We start from the raw sequence: 16424 nt of genomic DNA, 5'->3' as shown, positions 1-16424 counted from the left end.
CCCGTAGACCTCGGTCTGCGGGGGCCACCGGCCGTATCGCACGCTCGAGCTGCGGCCCTAGCCGCAGGCGCGAGCGTCGTAGTCCGCCACCGTCCGGGTGGTCCGGAACTCGCGTGCCGTGGCGAGGATCTCCACAGTGCCCGCCGGGATGAAAGCGGCTCTCGAGGCGAAGGACTGGTAGGCGTTCCCGCGAGGATCGATCTGCTCGAACTTCCTGGAGCCGTACGGCGTCGTGATGGTGACGTCGATCGGCTCCGCGCCCACGTTCGTCGCCCGAACCGCGACGAAGGACTTGCCGGCCAGGCAGCGGACCTCGGCCGTGGTCTCGATCGGCGGACCGCCGTTCTGCCGCAGTTCCTCCAGGGCGTCGACGACCAGGATCGTGGCCTGGTCGACGTCGCCCTGAACGGCAGCCGCGGCGGCGAGGACCACGCGGGCGACCTCGGCGGCATGGTCGAGGCCGGCGAGCGAGGCGGGGGTGTACAGCGCGCGCTCGACCTCCTCTACCTGCCCAAGAGCTGCCTGCAGGGCGGTCGTGTCGGCGGTCGTGCCCGACGCCTTGGTCAGCGAAACCTCGTCGAGGGTGCCCCACGCGCCTGCGGGGAGGTTGGCGCTGATCCGCACGGTGGCCGTGCCGTCATCGGACACCGTCACGGGCACCTGAGGTGCGGACCAGTTGTGCCACCCGGTGAGGTCGAACGGCTCGGAGCTCTCGCTAGTCCCGGTGCCGGTGAGGGTGAGCTCGCCGCCCAGGGCGTCGCCCTGCGCCTGTGCGCTCAGGAGGTAGTCACCGGCGGGCAGGCCGGTGAGCTGCTGGGTGGCGGTGAAGGTGTAGGGGGCGGCGGACCAGAAGTGCAGGGCCTTGCTGCCGGCAAACGGGTCGTCGCCGGTGATGGCTGCGCCGGTCCCGGCGATGCTCCACGGGGCCGTGCCGGCCTCGAAGCCGGGGTTGGTGACGTAGTTGGGCGCCTGCACGGTGACGGTCGCGGTGGTGCTCCCGGCGCTCGTGGTGCCGGAGATCGTGTAGGTACCTGCTCCACGGATCCAGTCCTGCGCGCCGCTCCAGGTCACCTCGAGCGGCTCCTGCTCGCCGTCGTTGTAGGTGACGGTGACGGTGGCCGGAAGGGTCACGGGCTCTCCGTCGGCGATAGTGATCGACGGCTGCTGGATCGAGGCGACCTCGCGAGGTGCGGTCGTGCCGGTGCGGGCGTAGGTGAAGACGTTCAGTGACTCCAACGGGTGTCCCTGGTAGTCGAACAGTGCCTGGTTCTCCCAGCCGGATCCGCCCCAGTTCTCGGCGGTGTCTCCGGTCGGGTCGTAGTCGGCGGCGTAGCTCGAGGCCCAGCCGGAGCCGAACTGCTGCCACAGCTGCCGGTTGGCTTCGATCTGGTCCGGGGGCCCGACCGGGAGCCACGCGGGCTCCCAGTAGTAGACCCCGATGCCGGCGCCGTCGGGCACGTCCACGACGGCCTGGATGACGTCACGGATGGCGGTGGCCTGGCCCTGCACGCTCACGGGGTACTGGGTGGGCTGGGTGTAGATGACGTTGCGCTGCCCGTCGCCCTCCTCGAGCGTGTTCACCCATGAGGTCTCGGCGACCATGACCTTCTTGTCGTAGGTCTGGGCGACCTGGGTCAGGACAGAGGTCAGGTTGTCCAGGCTGCCGTGCCAGAACGGGTAGTAGGAGCTGGCGAAGACGTCGTAGTCGACTCCGTACTCGGCGAGCTTCGCGGCCACGTCGGCGTAGAAGCCGGCGCGCTCGGGGTTGGTGTAGTGGACGGCGACCAGCGCTGCGGGGAACACCTCGCGCACCGCGGCGCTCCCGGCGCTGAAGAGGGCGGCGCGCTCGGGCCAGGACGTCAGGCCCGCGACACCGGAGTTCGTCTCGTTGCCAACCTGGACCATGGTGACGTCGACGCCGGCAGCCTTGAACTCGTTCAGGGCGGCGGTGGTGAACTCGCCGGCGGCGTCGGCCCGCTGGGCGGCCGTCAGGTTCTTCCAGGCCTTGGGGACGGTGTACTTGGCCGGGTCGGCCCAGAAGTCGGAGTAGTGGAAGTCGACCAGGACGGACATGCCCGCCGCGGTCGCGCGCTCGCCGATCTGCACGGCTCGGGCGGTGTCGAGGTTGCCGCCGCCGTAGCCGCGGCCCTCGCCGTCGTAGGGGTCGTTCCAGACGCGGATACGCACCGAGTTCACCCCTGCGTCGGCGAGCACCGTGAAGAGGTCGGCAGGCTCGCCACTCTCGTCGCGGAAGACCACGCCGCTCTCCTCGAGGGACAGGACGGTGGAGACGTCGACGCCGGAGGCGAAGTCGTCGGGCATGCCCTCGACCCTGTCGACCACGATCCCGGCCTCGACCGGTTCGGTGTCGGCTTCGGTCTCGGCACCGGATGCGGGGAGCGCGGCCAGGGCTGTGGTGGCGACCAGGGCCACGACGGCGCCCAGCGCCGGCCCTGATCGGTGTGCATGGAGTCGTGCCATCGGAACGGATGTCCTCTCGGATCGGCGTTGATCGAAGACCGGGTCATATCACCGTGGCTGGCTCAAGCCCCTGAACGAGCCGGGTTGGACCACAGGCTGTGCACGGTCCCAGGTGAACGCGAGGTCGGATCGGCTTCTGAGAAGCCTTCACTAAGGGTGGTGACGCATCCGAGAACGGGATGGTGTTCTCGGTCACAGGTTGCGGCGGGTGGCCGCGGTGCCGACGCGGTGCGGCTGTACTCAGGCGGACGTGCGCCGGACGAGGGAGGTGGGCAGGGTGACGGCGGCGGGCGCCTGGCCGTCGATGACCTCGAGCAAGAGGCGGACCATCTCCGCGCTGATGCGTTCGAACGGTTGGCGCATCGTGGTCAACGGGGGGTGCAGGGCGGCTGCGACCCCGGAGTCGTCGAAGCCGCCGACGGCGACGTCCTCGGGGACGCGGCGACCACTGGACTGCAGCGCGACGAGCGCGCCGGCGGCCATCAGGTCGGAGGCGACGAAGACGGCGTCGACGTCGGGGCGGCGCTCGAGCAGCTCGAGCATGGCCAGGCGTCCGCTCTCGCGGGAGTAGTCCCCGTGGGCGACGAGCGTCTGGTCATACCGGTCGCCGAGCGCGTCGCGGTAGCCGTCCAGGCGCAACGTTCCGCCGGGGGTGTCCATCGGCCCGGTGATCGTGGCGACGCGTTCGCGGCCGGTGTCGATCAGGTGGCGGGTCATGGTCGAGGCGCCGGTGCGGTCGTCGGCCGCGACGTAGCCGACCTTGCCTTCGTAGCCGAGGGGGACGCCGCACGCGACGGTGGGGACCTTGTGTTTGAGCAGCTCGGCGAGCATCGGGTTGCCTTGGTGGGAGCTGATGAGCAGGACGCCGTCGACGTGGCCGGCGGCGACGTAGCCGGCGATACGGCGGCGTTCCTCCTTGGTGCCGGCGACCATGAGCAGCAGCGGCATCTCGCGTCGGGCCAGGGCTTCGGCGGCCCCGCGCAGCAGCACGGAGAAGTTGGGGTCCTCGAACAGCAGGTGCTGGGGTTCGGTGAGCAGGAAGGCGATGGAGTTCGACCTCCCGGTGACCAGGGACCGGGCGTGCTGGTTGGCCTGGTACCCGGTGGTGCGGATCGCTTCCTGCACGGCGGCCAGCGCGTCGGGGGAGACCCAGTGGCCGCCGTTGATCACGCGTGAGACGGTGCCGCGGGAGACGCCGGCGGCGGCCGCGACGTCGCGGATGGTGGGGCGCCGCGCCGAGCCGTTCTTGGTCCGCGTCGTGGTACGCGCGGAGACCGTGTGACTCGTGTTGTCGGGCTCCGCGCCCGGGCCGGTGGTCATAGTGGGCGAGTTTACGGAGCCGGTCATGACTTGACCGCTCCTGCCGCGAGGTCGACCTGCCAGTAGCGCTGCAGGACGAGGAAAAGTGCGACGAGCGGGATGATCGACAGCAGTGCGCCGGTGATGACGAGCGTGTAGAGGGCGGGCTGCGTCGCGCCCTGGTTGAGCAGGCCGGAGAGGCCGACGGTCAGGGGGAACAGCTTGTCGTCGCCGAGCATGATGTAGGGCAGCATGAAGTTGTTCCAGATCGCGACGAACTGGAACAGGAAGACGGTGACCAGGCCGGGGGCCATCATGGGCACGGCGACCTGGGCGAAGGTGCGTCCCTCGCTCGCTCCGTCGGTGCGTGCGGCCTCGACGACCTCGTCGGGCACGGCGGCTGCGGCGTAGATCCGGGCGAGGTAGATGCCGTAAGGGCTGATGATGCTGGGCAGCAGGACCGCCCAGTAGGTGTTGGTCAGTCCGACCTGGGCCAGCAGCAGGTACTGCGGGATGGCCAGGACGACCGCGGGGACAAGGACGCCGGCGAGCAGCACGTTGAACACCGCGGTCTTGCCCGGGAAGCGGTACTTGGCCAGGCCGTAGCCGGCCATCGCGGACACGACGGTCGACAGCAGGGCGCCGACGCCTGCATACAGGGCGGTGTTGGCCATCCATCGCCAGAACAGCCCGCCGCGGTAGGCCGCGAGGTCGGTCACGTTGTCGACCAGGTGGGTGGAGGGGGCGAAGGTGAAGGTGGAGAACAGCTCCGAGCCCGACTTGGTCGAGGCGATCACGACCCACACCACGGGGAGCAGGCAGTACAGCGCTCCAAGGATGAGGATGATCGTGGCCACGCCGCTGGGTCGTTCGCCCACGCCGCGCGTGGAGCGGCCCGTTCGCTGGGGTCGCCCGGGCAGGGTGACGGCTTCGGCGCTGGCGGTGGTGGTGAGAGAGGTCATGGTCACTTCTCCTGACCGAAGGCGCGGCTCTGCACCAGGCGCAGGAAGCCGAACGAGAGCACGAACGTGGCGAGGGCGATGATGACCGAGGTCGCGGCCGCCGAATACAGGTCCCCGCGAGTAAACGCGTCGCGATAGACCTTCATCAGCGGCGTCCACGTGGAGGAGATGGTGTTGCTCAAGGGACGCAGCGTCGTGGGCTCGGCGAACACCTGCAGGGTGGCGATCATCGAGAAGACGAAGGTCATGATGATCGAAGGCACGACGATCGGGATCTTGATCCGCCACGCCACACCGATCTGGGACGCGCCGTCGAGCTCGGCCGCCTCGTACAGCTCGGACGGGATGGCCTTGAGCGAGGTGTAGATGACCACCATGTTGAATCCGACCCCGCCCCACACGGCGATGTTCGCCACGGCGAACATCACCAGGTTGGAGGAGAACATGGAGGGCACGTCCCAGCCGAGCTGGTCGAAGACGTAGTAGAACGGCGAGACGCCCGGCAGATAGAGAAATCCCCACAGCAGTGAGGAGATGACGGCCGGCACGGCGTAGGGCAAGAAGATCGAGACCCGGGAGAACCCTCGTGCGCGGGCCCGACGGGCGTCGAGCAGCAGGGCGAACAGCAGAGCCAGACCGAGCATGGTGGGCACGACGATCAAGCCGTAGATCGCGACGCGGCCGACCGAGGCGAGGAACTCGGGGTCGGCGAGCGCGTTTGCGTAGTTCGTCAGCCCGTTCCAGACCTCGGTCCGGCTGCCCGACCCCAGGCCGAGTCCGCTGACCTTCTCGGTGCGGAAGCTCAGGTAGACCGCGTACAGGATGGGTGCGGCGAGAAAGAGCGCGAACAGCACGATGGCGGGCGCGAGGAAGAGCCAGGGTGCACGTCGCCGTCCGGCGCGTCCCCGGTCACGACGACGTGTCGCCGTGGACGAGATGTTCGGCGCGGACGAGCGCGTGTCGTCGCTGACGTGGGTGGTCACGGGTTCTCCAATCCGGGGCACGGACGGGTCGCGAGGGAAGCGACCCGTCCGCGCAGCATGCGGGCCCCCGCCCGAGGTTCAGCCACCCCGGGCGGGACAGGTCACTCGTTGACCGTGAAGCCCTGGTTCTTCAGGTCGTCGAGGGTGACCTTCTGCATGGCCGTCACCGCGTCGACGAACGCCTGGGTAGAGCGCGACTCCGTGGCCTTGCCGAACTCGTCGTTGTAGGCGGAGAACGCCACGTTCACGTTGGGCCCGTAGGTGAACGGGCTCGCCGTCTGCGCGGTCTGGCCGGCGATCTCGTAAAAGTCAGGCTGGTTCGCGAAGAACGCCGGCGGCTCGGACAGCGCCTGCTCCTGCGCGGGGATGTTGGCCGGGTAGATGCCCGCCTGCTCCACGAGCGCGTCCACGGCAGCCTGGTCGGAGTTGAGCCACTCGACGAACTGCGCGGCGGCTTCCTGGTGCTCGGACTGGCTCACCACGGCCGTGGCCGACCCGCCCCAGTTACCGGTCGCCGGGTCGGCGGGGTCCCACTGCGGCATCGGGGCCATCTTCCACAGGCCCTCGGTGTCGGCGGCGTTGCCCGCCAGCACACCTGGGGCCCAGACCGCGGTCAGCCAGCCGACCTCGGAGCCGTCGTTCAGGGCCGCGTTCCACTCCGGGGTGTACATCGGCTTGTTGTTGATGACGCCCTCCTCGACCAGACCACCCCAGTACTCGGCGACCTTCTGCGTGGGCTCGGCGTCGATGTCGACCGACCACGCGTCACCGTCCACGGCCCACCAGGACGCACCGGCCTGCTGCGCAAGTCCGGTGAACCAGCCCGCGTCGTTGGCCGAGAACGTCCCGAGGTACCTCGACGGATCCGCCGCGTGGATCGCGCGCGCCGCGTCGGCGTACTCCTCCCACGTCGTGGGCACCGCCAGGCCGAGCTCCTCGAACACGTCCGCACGGTAGTAGAACTGCATCGGACCGGAGTCCTGCGGAACCGCGTACACCGCGTCCGAACCCAGCGTCACCGAGTTCCACACACTGTCCGGGAACTCCCCGGCCAGGTCGTCGGAGACCATGCCTGAAATGTCGGCGAGCGCGTCGGCCGACACGAGGGTCGGCAGCTTCTGGTACTCGGCCTGCATCACGTCCGGCGCGCCGGAGCCCGCCTTGATCGCCGTCAGCAGCTTGGTGACCGCCGGGTCGCCGCCGTCCTGCTTGTTCACCGTGACCTGGATCTCGGGATGGTCTTCGTTCCAGATCTCGACGACCTTGTCCATGTTCGGCGCCCACGTCCAGAACGTGAGCTCGACCGGGTCCTCAGCACTGCCGCCGCCGCCGTTGCTGCCCCCCGAGCAAGCCGCGACGAGCATGACGGTCGTGGCGGCGAACGCCGCGATCCGGGTGCCTGTCGTCAGGCGCATGTGACCTCCTCGTCCTGGTCCCCGCTGCGTCACGGCGACCCCCGAACCGCTCACTGAGCGGCTGTGCACGATTCTGTGCACGGTCACAGTACGATGAGTCCACCAATGCTTGTCAACACGGGCAGCCGTGGTGTTATGTGATCGAAACGCCGCGACAGACCTGTGATCGTGCACACCAAGAGGAGCCGCAGATGTCTTCGACCACACCCCCCGCGCCCGTCGTGCGTCCGGTGGGACCGACCTTCGACGGCTGGTTGTCCGGCATGGAGGGCCTGGTCTACGGGGGTGATTACAACCCCGAGCAGTGGCCTGAGGAGGTGTGGGCCGAGGATGTCGCCCTGATGCGCGAAGCCGGGGTCAACCTCGTCAGCGTGGGGATCTTCAGCTGGGCGCTCCTCGAGCCGCGGCAGGGTGAGTTCGACTTCGCGTGGCTGGACCGGGTCATCGACCTACTGCAAGCCAACGGCATCAAGGTCGACCTCGGGACGCCGACCGCATCGCCCCCGGCGTGGTTCTTCCACGCCCACCCCGATGCTCGAGTGGTCACGCGCGAGGGGACCGTCCTGGGCTTTGGATCCCGTGGGATGGCCTCGCCCAGCCACCCCGCGTACCGGGCGGCGGCGGAGCGCATCACCACCGAGCTCGCCACGCGGTACGGCAAGCACCCCGCGGTGGTCCTTTGGCACGTGCACAACGAGTACGGCGCACCGGTGTCCGAGGACTACTCCGTCGCGTCCCAGACGGCGTTCCGGCTGTGGCTGCGCCGCCGGTACGGCACGCTCGAGGCGCTCAACGCCGCCTGGGGAACCCGATTCTGGGGGCAGGTCTACGGGGAATGGGCACACGTCGGCGTCCCCGCCGCGACCCCCACGGTCGCGAACCCCGCCCAGCGCCTGGACTTCGCCCGGTTCACCAACGATGCCCTCCTCGCGTGCTTCGTCGCCGAGCGAGAAGCGATCCGGGCCCACTCGGACCGCCCGGTCACGACCAACTTCATGGCCGCCTCGTGCCCCGCGACCGACCTGTGGGCCTGGGCACGCGAGGTCGACATCGTCTCCAACGACCACTACCTGACCGCGGCCGACCCGCGGAACCACGTGGGGCTCGCGCTGGCGGCCGACCTCACCCGGTCCGTGGCGGGCGGCAAGCCGTGGATGCTGCTTGAGCACTCCACCTCCGCGGTCAACTGGCAGGAGCGCAACGTCGCCAAGCGGCCGGGGGAGATGGCCCGCAACGCCCTCACGCATACCGCCCGCGGTGCCGACGCCATCATGTTCTTCCAATGGCGAGCCTCGCGATCGGGTGCGGAGAAGTTCCACTCCGCGATGCTCCCGCACTCCGGCACGAGCACGCGGGTGTGGCGTGAGGTTGTCGAGCTCGGTCGCACCCTCGCGTCTCTGGGTGAGGTCCGTGGCTCGCGGGTGCATGCCGACGTCGCCATCCTGTGGGACCAGGAGTCGTTCTGGGCACAGGACCTCGAGTGGCGACCGAGCGTCGACCTCGACCACCGTGAGCGGGTCGAGGCGTTCTACGACCGGTTGTGGCGCGACGGCATCACGGTCGACTTCGCCCACCCTGAGCAGGACCTTTCCGGCTACAAGCTCGTTCTCGCCCCTGCGTCGTACCTGCTCACCGCGAAGGCCGCGGCCAATCTGACCGGGTTCGTCGACGCCGGGGGAACGCTGCTGGTTTCGTACTTCTCCGGCATCGTCGACGAGAACGACGCCGTCCACCAGGGAGGGTTCCTCGGCCCGCTGCGCGCCGTCCTCGGTGTGAGCGTCGAGGAGTTCCTGCCGCTGCGCGCAGGCGAGACCCTCAAGGTCCGCTTCATGTCACCGGAGGCGACTGAGGGAGCCTTGGACCCGGACGTCGTGCCGGCTGACGTGTGGGCAGACGACCTCGTGGTCGAAACGGCGGACGTCGTCGGCCGATACCAGGGCGGCCCCGCCGACGGCGCACCGGCCATCACCCGCAACCGCCGCGGTGCCGGCACCGCGTGGTACCTGTCCACTCGTCTGGACGCCGAAGCGCTGGCCACCGTGTTCAACCGGATCTACGCCGACGCGGGCATCACCGCATCCGACCTGCCGACCGACTTTGAGGTCGTGCGACGACGGAGGGGAGCGACCGAGTACGTGTTCGCGATCAACCATGCCCCGAGTGATGCGAAGCTAGAGAGCCTTCCTGCGGGCGCACGCGACGTGGTCACGATGGAGGAACTGCACGGAGCGATCGACGTGCCAGCAGGGGCCGTTCGCGTTCTCAGGGTCGGCGACGTCTAGCCCGAGGTGAGTCGACGGCGCTGCCGCGGTCGGGAAGGCACGACCTTCGGGCCGCACTCCGACAGCGGCAGTGTCTTCGGCGTCGGACGGATTGTGAAAGGCCATACCTCTGCACGCGCGTCCAAGGAATGTCGAGAGCTGCACAGTGCGGAGGCACTTCTAGGGCCACCGCTCGACGGCGCCTCGCTCGATGATTTCCGTGCTCCCAAACACTCAGATCCTGGGTCAATACCGAGGAGTAAAGACCGGGCAGGTTGGCCGATCGGTGACTGGGTGGCTTGTTTCCGCAGGATCCGTCGTCGACGCTGACAGCCCGCTGGGCAGGCATGATGCGACCTAGTTTGCGCACGACCTGCAACACGCCCGGGGTCGTGCAAAACAGGGCGGCGTGTCCGTGCAATCTGCGCTGCATGTCGACATCCGTGAACGGGCTCCCACCACACGCACACCACTACGCCTCCGGCTGTCACACAGACCCTCCGCGCACACCTTCCCATGGTGAAGAACCCCAGCGGAAGAGGAGCAGCAGATGGCCCGAACGGCACCCCGCCGACCAGCACCTGGACGAGCTGTCGCACCAGAACTGCCTCGGCCGGCCGCCCGCGTCCGACCCCGGACCTACACCCACGTGCGCGACGGCTTCCTGCTCTCGGCCGCGGGCATCGCAGGCTTCGGCGCGGCGCCGCTGCTCGGGTACCCCGGACTGGCCCCGGCGGCCCTGATCGCAGGCGTCGGCGGGGGAGTAGCCGTGGCGGCCTCCGGCCATCGGGCCAAGGAGCGCCGCGACCTCGAGGACCGTGTGCTCGAGGCGCTGGCCGCCGACGGCATGGGCTCCGTGCTGCGCGTCCCGGCGCTGGACCGGGCCGTCGTGAAGTTCTCCCACTGGACCCGGGGGTGGCCCGGGGTGCCCCAGCGCATCCGCCTCCGTTACTCGCCCACGGTGCAGGACCAGTCGCCCGAGTGGGCGGCCGCCCTTGCCGAGGTGCTGCAGCGCCGGCTCCTCGTGCCGTACAAGGTCGTCGAGCACGACCGTCTGCACTGCGTCGTCTGGGTCGGGCTCGACACCACGGTCGTGAACGATATCGAGGTCCCCTACGCCCAGACGCGCGCCGAGCGCGCGCTCACCAAGCTCATCGACCCCTCGGTCGCCCTGCTCGGGGCCGAGCTCGACGACGCGGAGGAGCTGCTGTCGATCACGATCCGCCACGAGGCCGCCGAGAAGATGACCGCCGCCGGCGCCCGTGCCCGGGTGGAGCGGACCATGTCGACGATGCTCCCGGGCCGGTGGCGCGCGAAGTGGGACCTCGAGGGTGACACGGTCTGCTTCGAGCAGCGCCCCACGCTCCCCACGAGCATCTGGCTCCCCACCGAGATGCCCGACGACGTCGACGACCTCCTGTCCAACTACGAGCAGGTGCGCATCCCCCTCGGCGTCGACGAGGACGGCGAAGAGATCTTCTGGGAGCCCGCGCGGATCCCCCAGGTCCTCATGACCGGAGGCACCGGCACCGGCAAGACCTCCACCGGCCACGCGATCCTGGGCAAGATCACCCAGTTTGGCTGGCCCGTGTGGGTCCTGGACGGCAAGCGCGTCGAGTTCCTCCACCACCGCACCTGGCCCAACGTGCAGATCGTCGCGACCACCGTCGCGCAGCAGGTCGCGATGATCCACCGGGTCTGGCGACTCCAGGAAGAGCGCTACCGCCTCATGGAAGAGGAGGGCGTGCGGGTCGAGGACTTCGAACCCCTCGTCGTGATCCTGGACGAGTTCACCGAGTTCGTCGCCGAGCTCCTCAGCTGGTACGGGACCGTGAAGCAGAAGGGCGACCCCACCCAGCCGCCCACACTGCGCGAACACTCCTCCCTCGCCCGCAAGGCGCGCACGGCCCGGATCCACATCATCCAGACCATGCAGCGCCCCGACGTCTCCCTGTTCGGGAGCAAGGACGGCGGCGAGGCGCGGTCCAACTTCGGCCAGCGCATCTCCGTCGGACGACTGGACCCGCAGGGCGCCATGATGATGTGGCAGAACCCCTCGGTCGGCACGACCATCCCGCGCGGCGCACGCCAGCGCGCCATGACGACGAACGCCGACGGCCTCCCGGTCGAGGTCCAGTGCTACCGGTTCCCCTCCATGACCGCACCGGAGGACAGCGACGAGGGCCGCCTGCGCGAGCGCCTGCGTCCCACCCGCGCCCGCCACCCCCGCCTCCTGGTCCTGCCGCCCGCGCAGAAGGACGAGGGGCAAGAGCTCGGCTTCTGGGACTACGCCATGACCGAGTGGGTCCGCGCTGAGCACCGGCCTGACCTCGACCCGGTCGTCCAGGGCGCCCGACGCCGGTCGGCCGACGACGCCCGCGAGGCCTCCTCGACGATGGCCGTGCTCGGGCTGCGCCCGGACGGACGCACGCGCGCATTCGGCACCCCGCCCGCGCCCCGCCTCCTCAGCTCCGGCCCCACCGAGGAGAGCTACGTCGACGACTACGCCGTCATCGTCGACCTCGACGACTACACCGGCTACACCGCACCCCTGCAGATGCGCCCCCACGACGTGTCCATCGGCGACCTCATCCAGGTCGACGACGCACCCGGCGAGTGGGTCGTGGTCGAGGAAGACCCCGAGGACGACGTCCTCGAACCCGGCCTGGTCGCCCTGTCCTGGCGCAGCGATGCCGACGAGCGCGGATCGCTCTCGGTGTCCTCCGACTCCTACATCTCCGTCCGCCGACCCGAGGAGGCCTCATGAGCAACACGCACGGCAACGGCTTCGCCGACACCCCAGAAGACGAGCTCATCGTCATCAACGCCGCGCTCGTCGCCCTCGGCGCCATCGCCGGATCCGCTGGCTTCCTGTGGCTCAAGGGCGTCACGTGGCTCATCGAGCACAACATCCTGGTCGCCGCGAGTGCCGAGCCGCTGCTCGTGCTCCCAGCGAGCGACGGCGCTGGACTCGACCTGCCGCGGATCGCGATCGCCGGCGGGGTCCTGCTCGGCGTCGTCGTGCTGAGCGTCAGCGCTGCGGTCCGCGCGATCTCTCGCCTCCGTCGTCGCGAGCACCTGGCATGAGCCGCAGCACGGTGCTTCTTGCGCGGGCGGCGGCGCGCGAGCTGCGCGCCGCCGAGTGCAAGGACGAGGCTGAGCTGTGGACCAAGCAGGAGGCCAAGCACGCGGCGGCGAGGACGCAGACCGCGGCGCTGCGCGCGGCCAAACCGCTCCTCAAGCTCTGCTCGGAGTGCCCCATGGTCCAGGCCTGCGAGACCTGGGCGCGCCTGGACCGGTACACGGGGATCGCGGCCGGCCAGGCGTGGGAGGACGGGAAGGCGACGCCGCCGGCGTGGGTGCCGGGGCACCCGCCCAGGTCGCTGGCGAGCTGACGCTCGGGACAACCCACACCGAGTAGACGCATCGCGGCGAGCGGTGCCAACTTGGACCCCACCACCACCTGGGCCTGACCAGCCCGCGACTCTTCGGGAGAACCCATGAGCTTCGAGCGTGACCACGGACGCGAGCCGCAGCCGCGGGCAGGGGCAAGCGTCGTCGACGAGGACGCCTCCTCGTCGACGCGTCTCGTCCAGGCCGCGCTGGCCGACTCCACCAGCACCGACCTCATCTGGCTTGTCGGCGCGCGCGAGATCGCCGCCGTGGCGCGCGCGATCAAGGCGCTCCACACGGCGATGGGTCGCGCCTGGTCGCCGCAGTACGCCACCGAGTCGAGCTTTCGAATGGTGAGTCACCGCACCAGCGCGACCGTGCGCCTGCTCGCTGGTCGGCGCAGTCCACTACGCCGCGGGCGCCGCGCCCAGAACCTCGCGCGGCGTGGGCACGAGATCGGCGCCGACCTGCAGCACCTCGTCGAGCTCCGCGACGAGCTCACCCTCACCCGGCAGGGCATCGAGGTTGCCCAGCACGAGCTCGTGGGTGCGGTGGGCGATCTCCAGGTGGTGATCACCGCGCTGCAGGTCGGGGTCGAGTCGCGCAACGGGTCCGCTGTCCAAGCGCGATTGCACACCCTGGCGGTCGAGTTGGTGATCGCGCAGGGCGCACTCGGCGGCGCCGACGTCCGGCTGGGCCAGCTGCGCGCCTTGGCCGCGATGATCGAGTCGAGCCTCGCGGCGACCGCGCGCCTGGCCGCGGCGGTGGACCTGGCTATCGCGCGCCGGATCAAGCGCGAGCCGTCCTCCAGGCTCACTGCGATCGACCCGATCATCACCACGGCGGTCGAACAGGTGCGTGCTGCTGCCGGCGACGGTGAGGAGATGATCGAGACGATCGACGTCCTGCGCCTCCTCGGCCCGGTCCCCTCTTCGCTCGACGGGCGGTGGCTCTGATTACTGCGGCGGCGATCATCGATGGGGTGACGCCGACCGTGAGCAAGACCGCGCCGAGTGTCAGCGCATGCCTCCGCGAGTCGGTCTGTCTCAGCGCAGCCAACGCCACTTGCCGCACCCGCTTGTGGTGAACCCAGCGGCGCTCTCGGGAACGGTCACCTCGAGCTGCGGGGAGACGCTGATGAAATTGTTGTCGATGGTGTTGCCCTGCGCGTCGCTGATCTCCCAGTAGCAGTCGGAGACCTTGTCCGAGACGGTCTGCCACACGCCCGCGGGGATCTCGGTGCCCACCAGGTACGACCCGGCCTCGATGAGCTGACCGTTCTCCTTGCGCACCTTGTCCTCGCGCTCGTTCTTGATGTGCGGGAGTTCGGCGACACGGTCGACCTCAGCGGTGAGCTCGGCGATCATCGGGTGCTCGGTGCACGCCATCGTGAGAGCCTTCGCGGCCTCCCAGTTCGATGCCGCGTGGTCCATCTTCGGGCCGTAGTAGCCGTTCTCGAAGTCCTCGTACGCGCAGTGCGAGTACAGCGAGACCAGGCGCTCCTCGTCCTCGAGCAGACCGGCGGGGCCCAAGAAGTCCAGGATCGCCTGCTGCTCCGCGCTGATCGTCCCGCCCCAGGCCTCGGCCTCGCGGCACCCGCCCTTGGCCTGGGCCTCGACCACGTCGGTCGTGAGCAAGTCGCCGCAGCTGTACAGGAACGTCAGAGGATCGCCAGCGCCGGCCTTGGCGGGTGTGATGGGCGTCGGGCTCGGCGTCGTCTGGGGCGCCGCCTGCGTCGTGGCGGCCTCGCTCGGCGTCGTCGACGCAGCCTGCTCCGAGGACGACCCGCAGGCCGAGAGCACAGCGAGAAGGGTCAAGGCGACAAGCGGGCGCGCGATCTTCATGTCGTGATCCAACCAGGCAGGACGGACCGGCCTGGCGATCGCGCGGGTGAACTATCCGAAGAGGGACCGGCAAGAGAGCATGGCCCGGCGTAATCTGAAACGCCATGGAGGAGCGGACGTGGTTCCGAGAGGGGCACCGACTTCACGAGCTTGACACGGGTGGCCTCGCTTTGTGTGGGGCGCCTCCAGCTGACGGTGAGCGGTTCGACGACGAACGCGCGATCGAAGTCGGACGCGCTGAGTTCCGGTCGCTGTGCGTAGCGTGCAAGCTCAAGTACAGCAAGAAGGGGAAGTACAAGGGTCGAGATTGGCTGGTTGACCCTGAGAAGGAAGCCCGTCGTGCACGGATACAAGACCAGCGCGCTCGGCACGCTACTGGCCGCGCCGCGGCGGACATAGGGGCTGCTGCACGGATCTGTGACATCTCAGATCGCTTGCTCGCCGAGCAGGCTGGAAGGATGTTGCTGTGCCCAGGCCCTATCCCCGTGAGTTTCGTGAGGACGTCGTGCGGGTCGCCCGGAACCGTGGTCCCGGTGTGACGCTGGCACAGATCGCCCAGGACTTCGGGGTCCATGAGATGACGATCACGAAGTGGTTGCGTGCCGCCGATGTCGAGGACGGCGTGAAGCCCGGCGTCACCTCGGAGCACGCACGGGAGTTGCGTGAGGCTCGACGTCGGATTCGGTTGCTGGAGCAGGAGAACGAGGTCCTGCGGCGGGCGGCGGCGTACCTGTCCCAGGCTCAGCTGCCGGGAAAAGGCTCTACCCGCTCGTGAGAGAGCTCGCCGCGGCCGGTGCCCCGATCAGGGTGCCGGTCGCGGTGGCGTGCCGGGTGCTCAAGCTCCACCGCCAGCACTACTACGCCTGGCTCGCCCAGCCGGTCACCGGCGGCGAGCTCGAGGAGGCGTATCTCGCGAACGCGGTCTTCGATGCCCACCGTGAGGACCCCGAGTTCGGCTACCGGCTGCTGTTCGACGAGGTGAACGCGGCCGGGCACGAGGTCAGTGAGCGCACGGTGTGGAAGATCTGCTCGGCGAACCAGTGGTGGTGCGTGTTCGGCAAGAAGCGCCGCGGGAAGAATGGGCGGCCCGGCGCGCCCGCGCACGATGACCTGGTGCGTCGCGAATTCACGGCGCCTGGCCCGAACCGGTTGTGGTTGACGGACATCACCGAGCATCCCACCGGCGAAGGCAAGGTCTACCTGTGTGCGGTCAAGGACGTGTGGTCGAACCGGATCGTGGGGTACTCCATCGCCGACCGCATGACGTCCCAGCTGGCCGTCGACGCCCTGGAATCGGCGGTCTCGCGGCGCGGGGTGCGCGTGGCCGGCTGCACCCTGCACTCGGACCGCGGCGGCCAGTTTCGAAGCCGAAAGCTGCAGCAGTCCCTCTGGCGCCACCAGATGCGCGGATCCATGGGCCAGGTCGGATCAGCCGGTGACAACGCCGCCATGGAGAGCTTCTTCAGCCTGCTTCAGCGCAACGTCCTGGACCGGCAGAGATGGACCAGCCGAGAGGAGTTGCGGATCGCGATCGTGACCTGGATCGAACGGACCTACCACCGTCGCCGACGCCAGGCCAGACTCGCACGATTGACCCCGATCGAGTTCGAGATCATCATGAGCCAGGCCGCCGACCAAGCTGCCTAACCAACTGTCACGGAATCATGCAGCAGCCCCATAGACCGAGCGAATATCCAGCAGCCCACCTCGGTTCGTGTTGTGAGGGGTGGTCTCCCCGGACTGGGGAAACGAAAGTAGCGTCATCGGCCGAGCAACATGTCGCCGG

12 protein-coding genes are annotated in these 16424 nt (G+C 69.2%); 6 read left to right on the top strand and 6 right to left on the bottom strand.

Translation table 11 applies throughout. The features are described 5' to 3' along the window. Positions 1–57: 57 nt before the first annotated feature. The 5 genes from FIC82_RS20245 to FIC82_RS20225 form a co-directional block, all read right to left on the bottom strand. Positions 58–2481: a glycosyl hydrolase 53 family protein gene (locus FIC82_RS20245; protein ID WP_154800664.1), complete on the bottom strand. Its 2424-nt coding sequence runs from the start codon at positions 2479–2481 to the stop codon at positions 58–60. 240 nt (positions 2482–2721) lie between these two features. Continuing rightward, on the bottom strand, positions 2722–3801 hold the full coding sequence (locus tag FIC82_RS20240) for a LacI family DNA-binding transcriptional regulator (protein WP_154800663.1): 1080 nt from the start codon (positions 3799–3801) through the stop codon (positions 2722–2724). 23 nt (positions 3802–3824) lie between these two features. Further along, positions 3825–4742, bottom strand: a complete 918-nt coding sequence (locus FIC82_RS20235; protein WP_154800662.1) for a carbohydrate ABC transporter permease — start codon at positions 4740–4742, stop codon at positions 3825–3827. Between the two features lie 2 nt (positions 4743–4744). Further along, positions 4745–5680 carry a carbohydrate ABC transporter permease gene (locus FIC82_RS20230; RefSeq protein ID WP_253692006.1) on the bottom strand — a complete coding sequence of 312 codons (936 nt, stop codon included), beginning with the start codon at positions 5678–5680 and terminating at the stop codon, positions 4745–4747. Positions 5681–5826: 146 nt separating this feature from the next. Beyond that, a complete protein-coding gene (locus tag FIC82_RS20225) occupies positions 5827–7140 on the bottom strand; it encodes an ABC transporter substrate-binding protein (RefSeq protein WP_154800661.1) in 1314 nt (437 codons plus the stop codon). A 191-nt stretch (positions 7141–7331) separates the two neighbouring features. On the opposite strand from FIC82_RS20225, the gene FIC82_RS20220 reads away from it, so the two are divergent. The 5 genes from FIC82_RS20220 (at position 7332) to FIC82_RS20200 (ending at position 13750) form a co-directional block, all read left to right on the top strand. Further along, positions 7332–9422 (top strand): beta-galactosidase, encoded by a 2091-nt coding sequence (locus FIC82_RS20220; RefSeq protein WP_154800660.1) that lies wholly within the window; start codon positions 7332–7334, stop codon positions 9420–9422. A 628-nt stretch (positions 9423–10050) separates the two neighbouring features. Continuing rightward, entirely contained in the window at positions 10051–12168 is a 2118-nt protein-coding gene (locus FIC82_RS20215) for a cell division protein FtsK (RefSeq protein WP_154800659.1), read from the top strand. Continuing rightward, complete coding sequence (locus FIC82_RS20210) at positions 12165–12488, top strand: hypothetical protein (protein ID WP_154800658.1); 324 nt, start codon at positions 12165–12167, stop codon at positions 12486–12488. Before FIC82_RS20215 ends, FIC82_RS20210 begins: the two co-directional genes overlap by 4 nt. Beyond that, positions 12485–12796: a hypothetical protein gene (locus FIC82_RS20205; protein ID WP_154800657.1), complete on the top strand. Its 312-nt coding sequence runs from the start codon at positions 12485–12487 to the stop codon at positions 12794–12796. The genes FIC82_RS20210 and FIC82_RS20205 overlap by 4 nt, the downstream gene beginning before the upstream one ends. 267 nt (positions 12797–13063) lie before the next feature. Beyond that, positions 13064–13750, top strand: a complete 687-nt coding sequence (locus FIC82_RS20200) for a hypothetical protein (protein ID WP_154800656.1) — start codon at positions 13064–13066, stop codon at positions 13748–13750. Positions 13751–13840: 90 nt separating this feature from the next. On the opposite strand, the gene FIC82_RS20195 is transcribed toward FIC82_RS20200, so the two are convergent. After that, positions 13841–14611, bottom strand: a complete 771-nt coding sequence (locus FIC82_RS20195) for a hypothetical protein (RefSeq protein ID WP_154800655.1) — start codon at positions 14609–14611, stop codon at positions 13841–13843. A gap of 493 nt (positions 14612–15104) precedes the next feature. On the opposite strand from FIC82_RS20195, the gene FIC82_RS20190 reads away from it, so the two are divergent. Next, positions 15105–16285 (top strand): IS3 family transposase gene (locus tag FIC82_RS20190; RefSeq protein WP_253691988.1). Its coding sequence is split into 2 segments (ribosomal slippage): positions 15105–15389 and positions 15392–16285, totalling 1179 coding nucleotides; the frame shifts between segments, so codons are not numbered across the junction. The last annotated feature ends 139 nt before the right edge of the window (positions 16286–16424 follow it).

The organism is Cellulosimicrobium protaetiae (assembly GCF_009708005.2).
Lineage (GTDB): Bacteria > Actinomycetota > Actinomycetes > Actinomycetales > Cellulomonadaceae > Cellulosimicrobium > Cellulosimicrobium protaetiae.
Note: the sequence above shows the minus strand (reverse complement) of the source record. Positions and strands in the feature narration are given on the sequence as shown.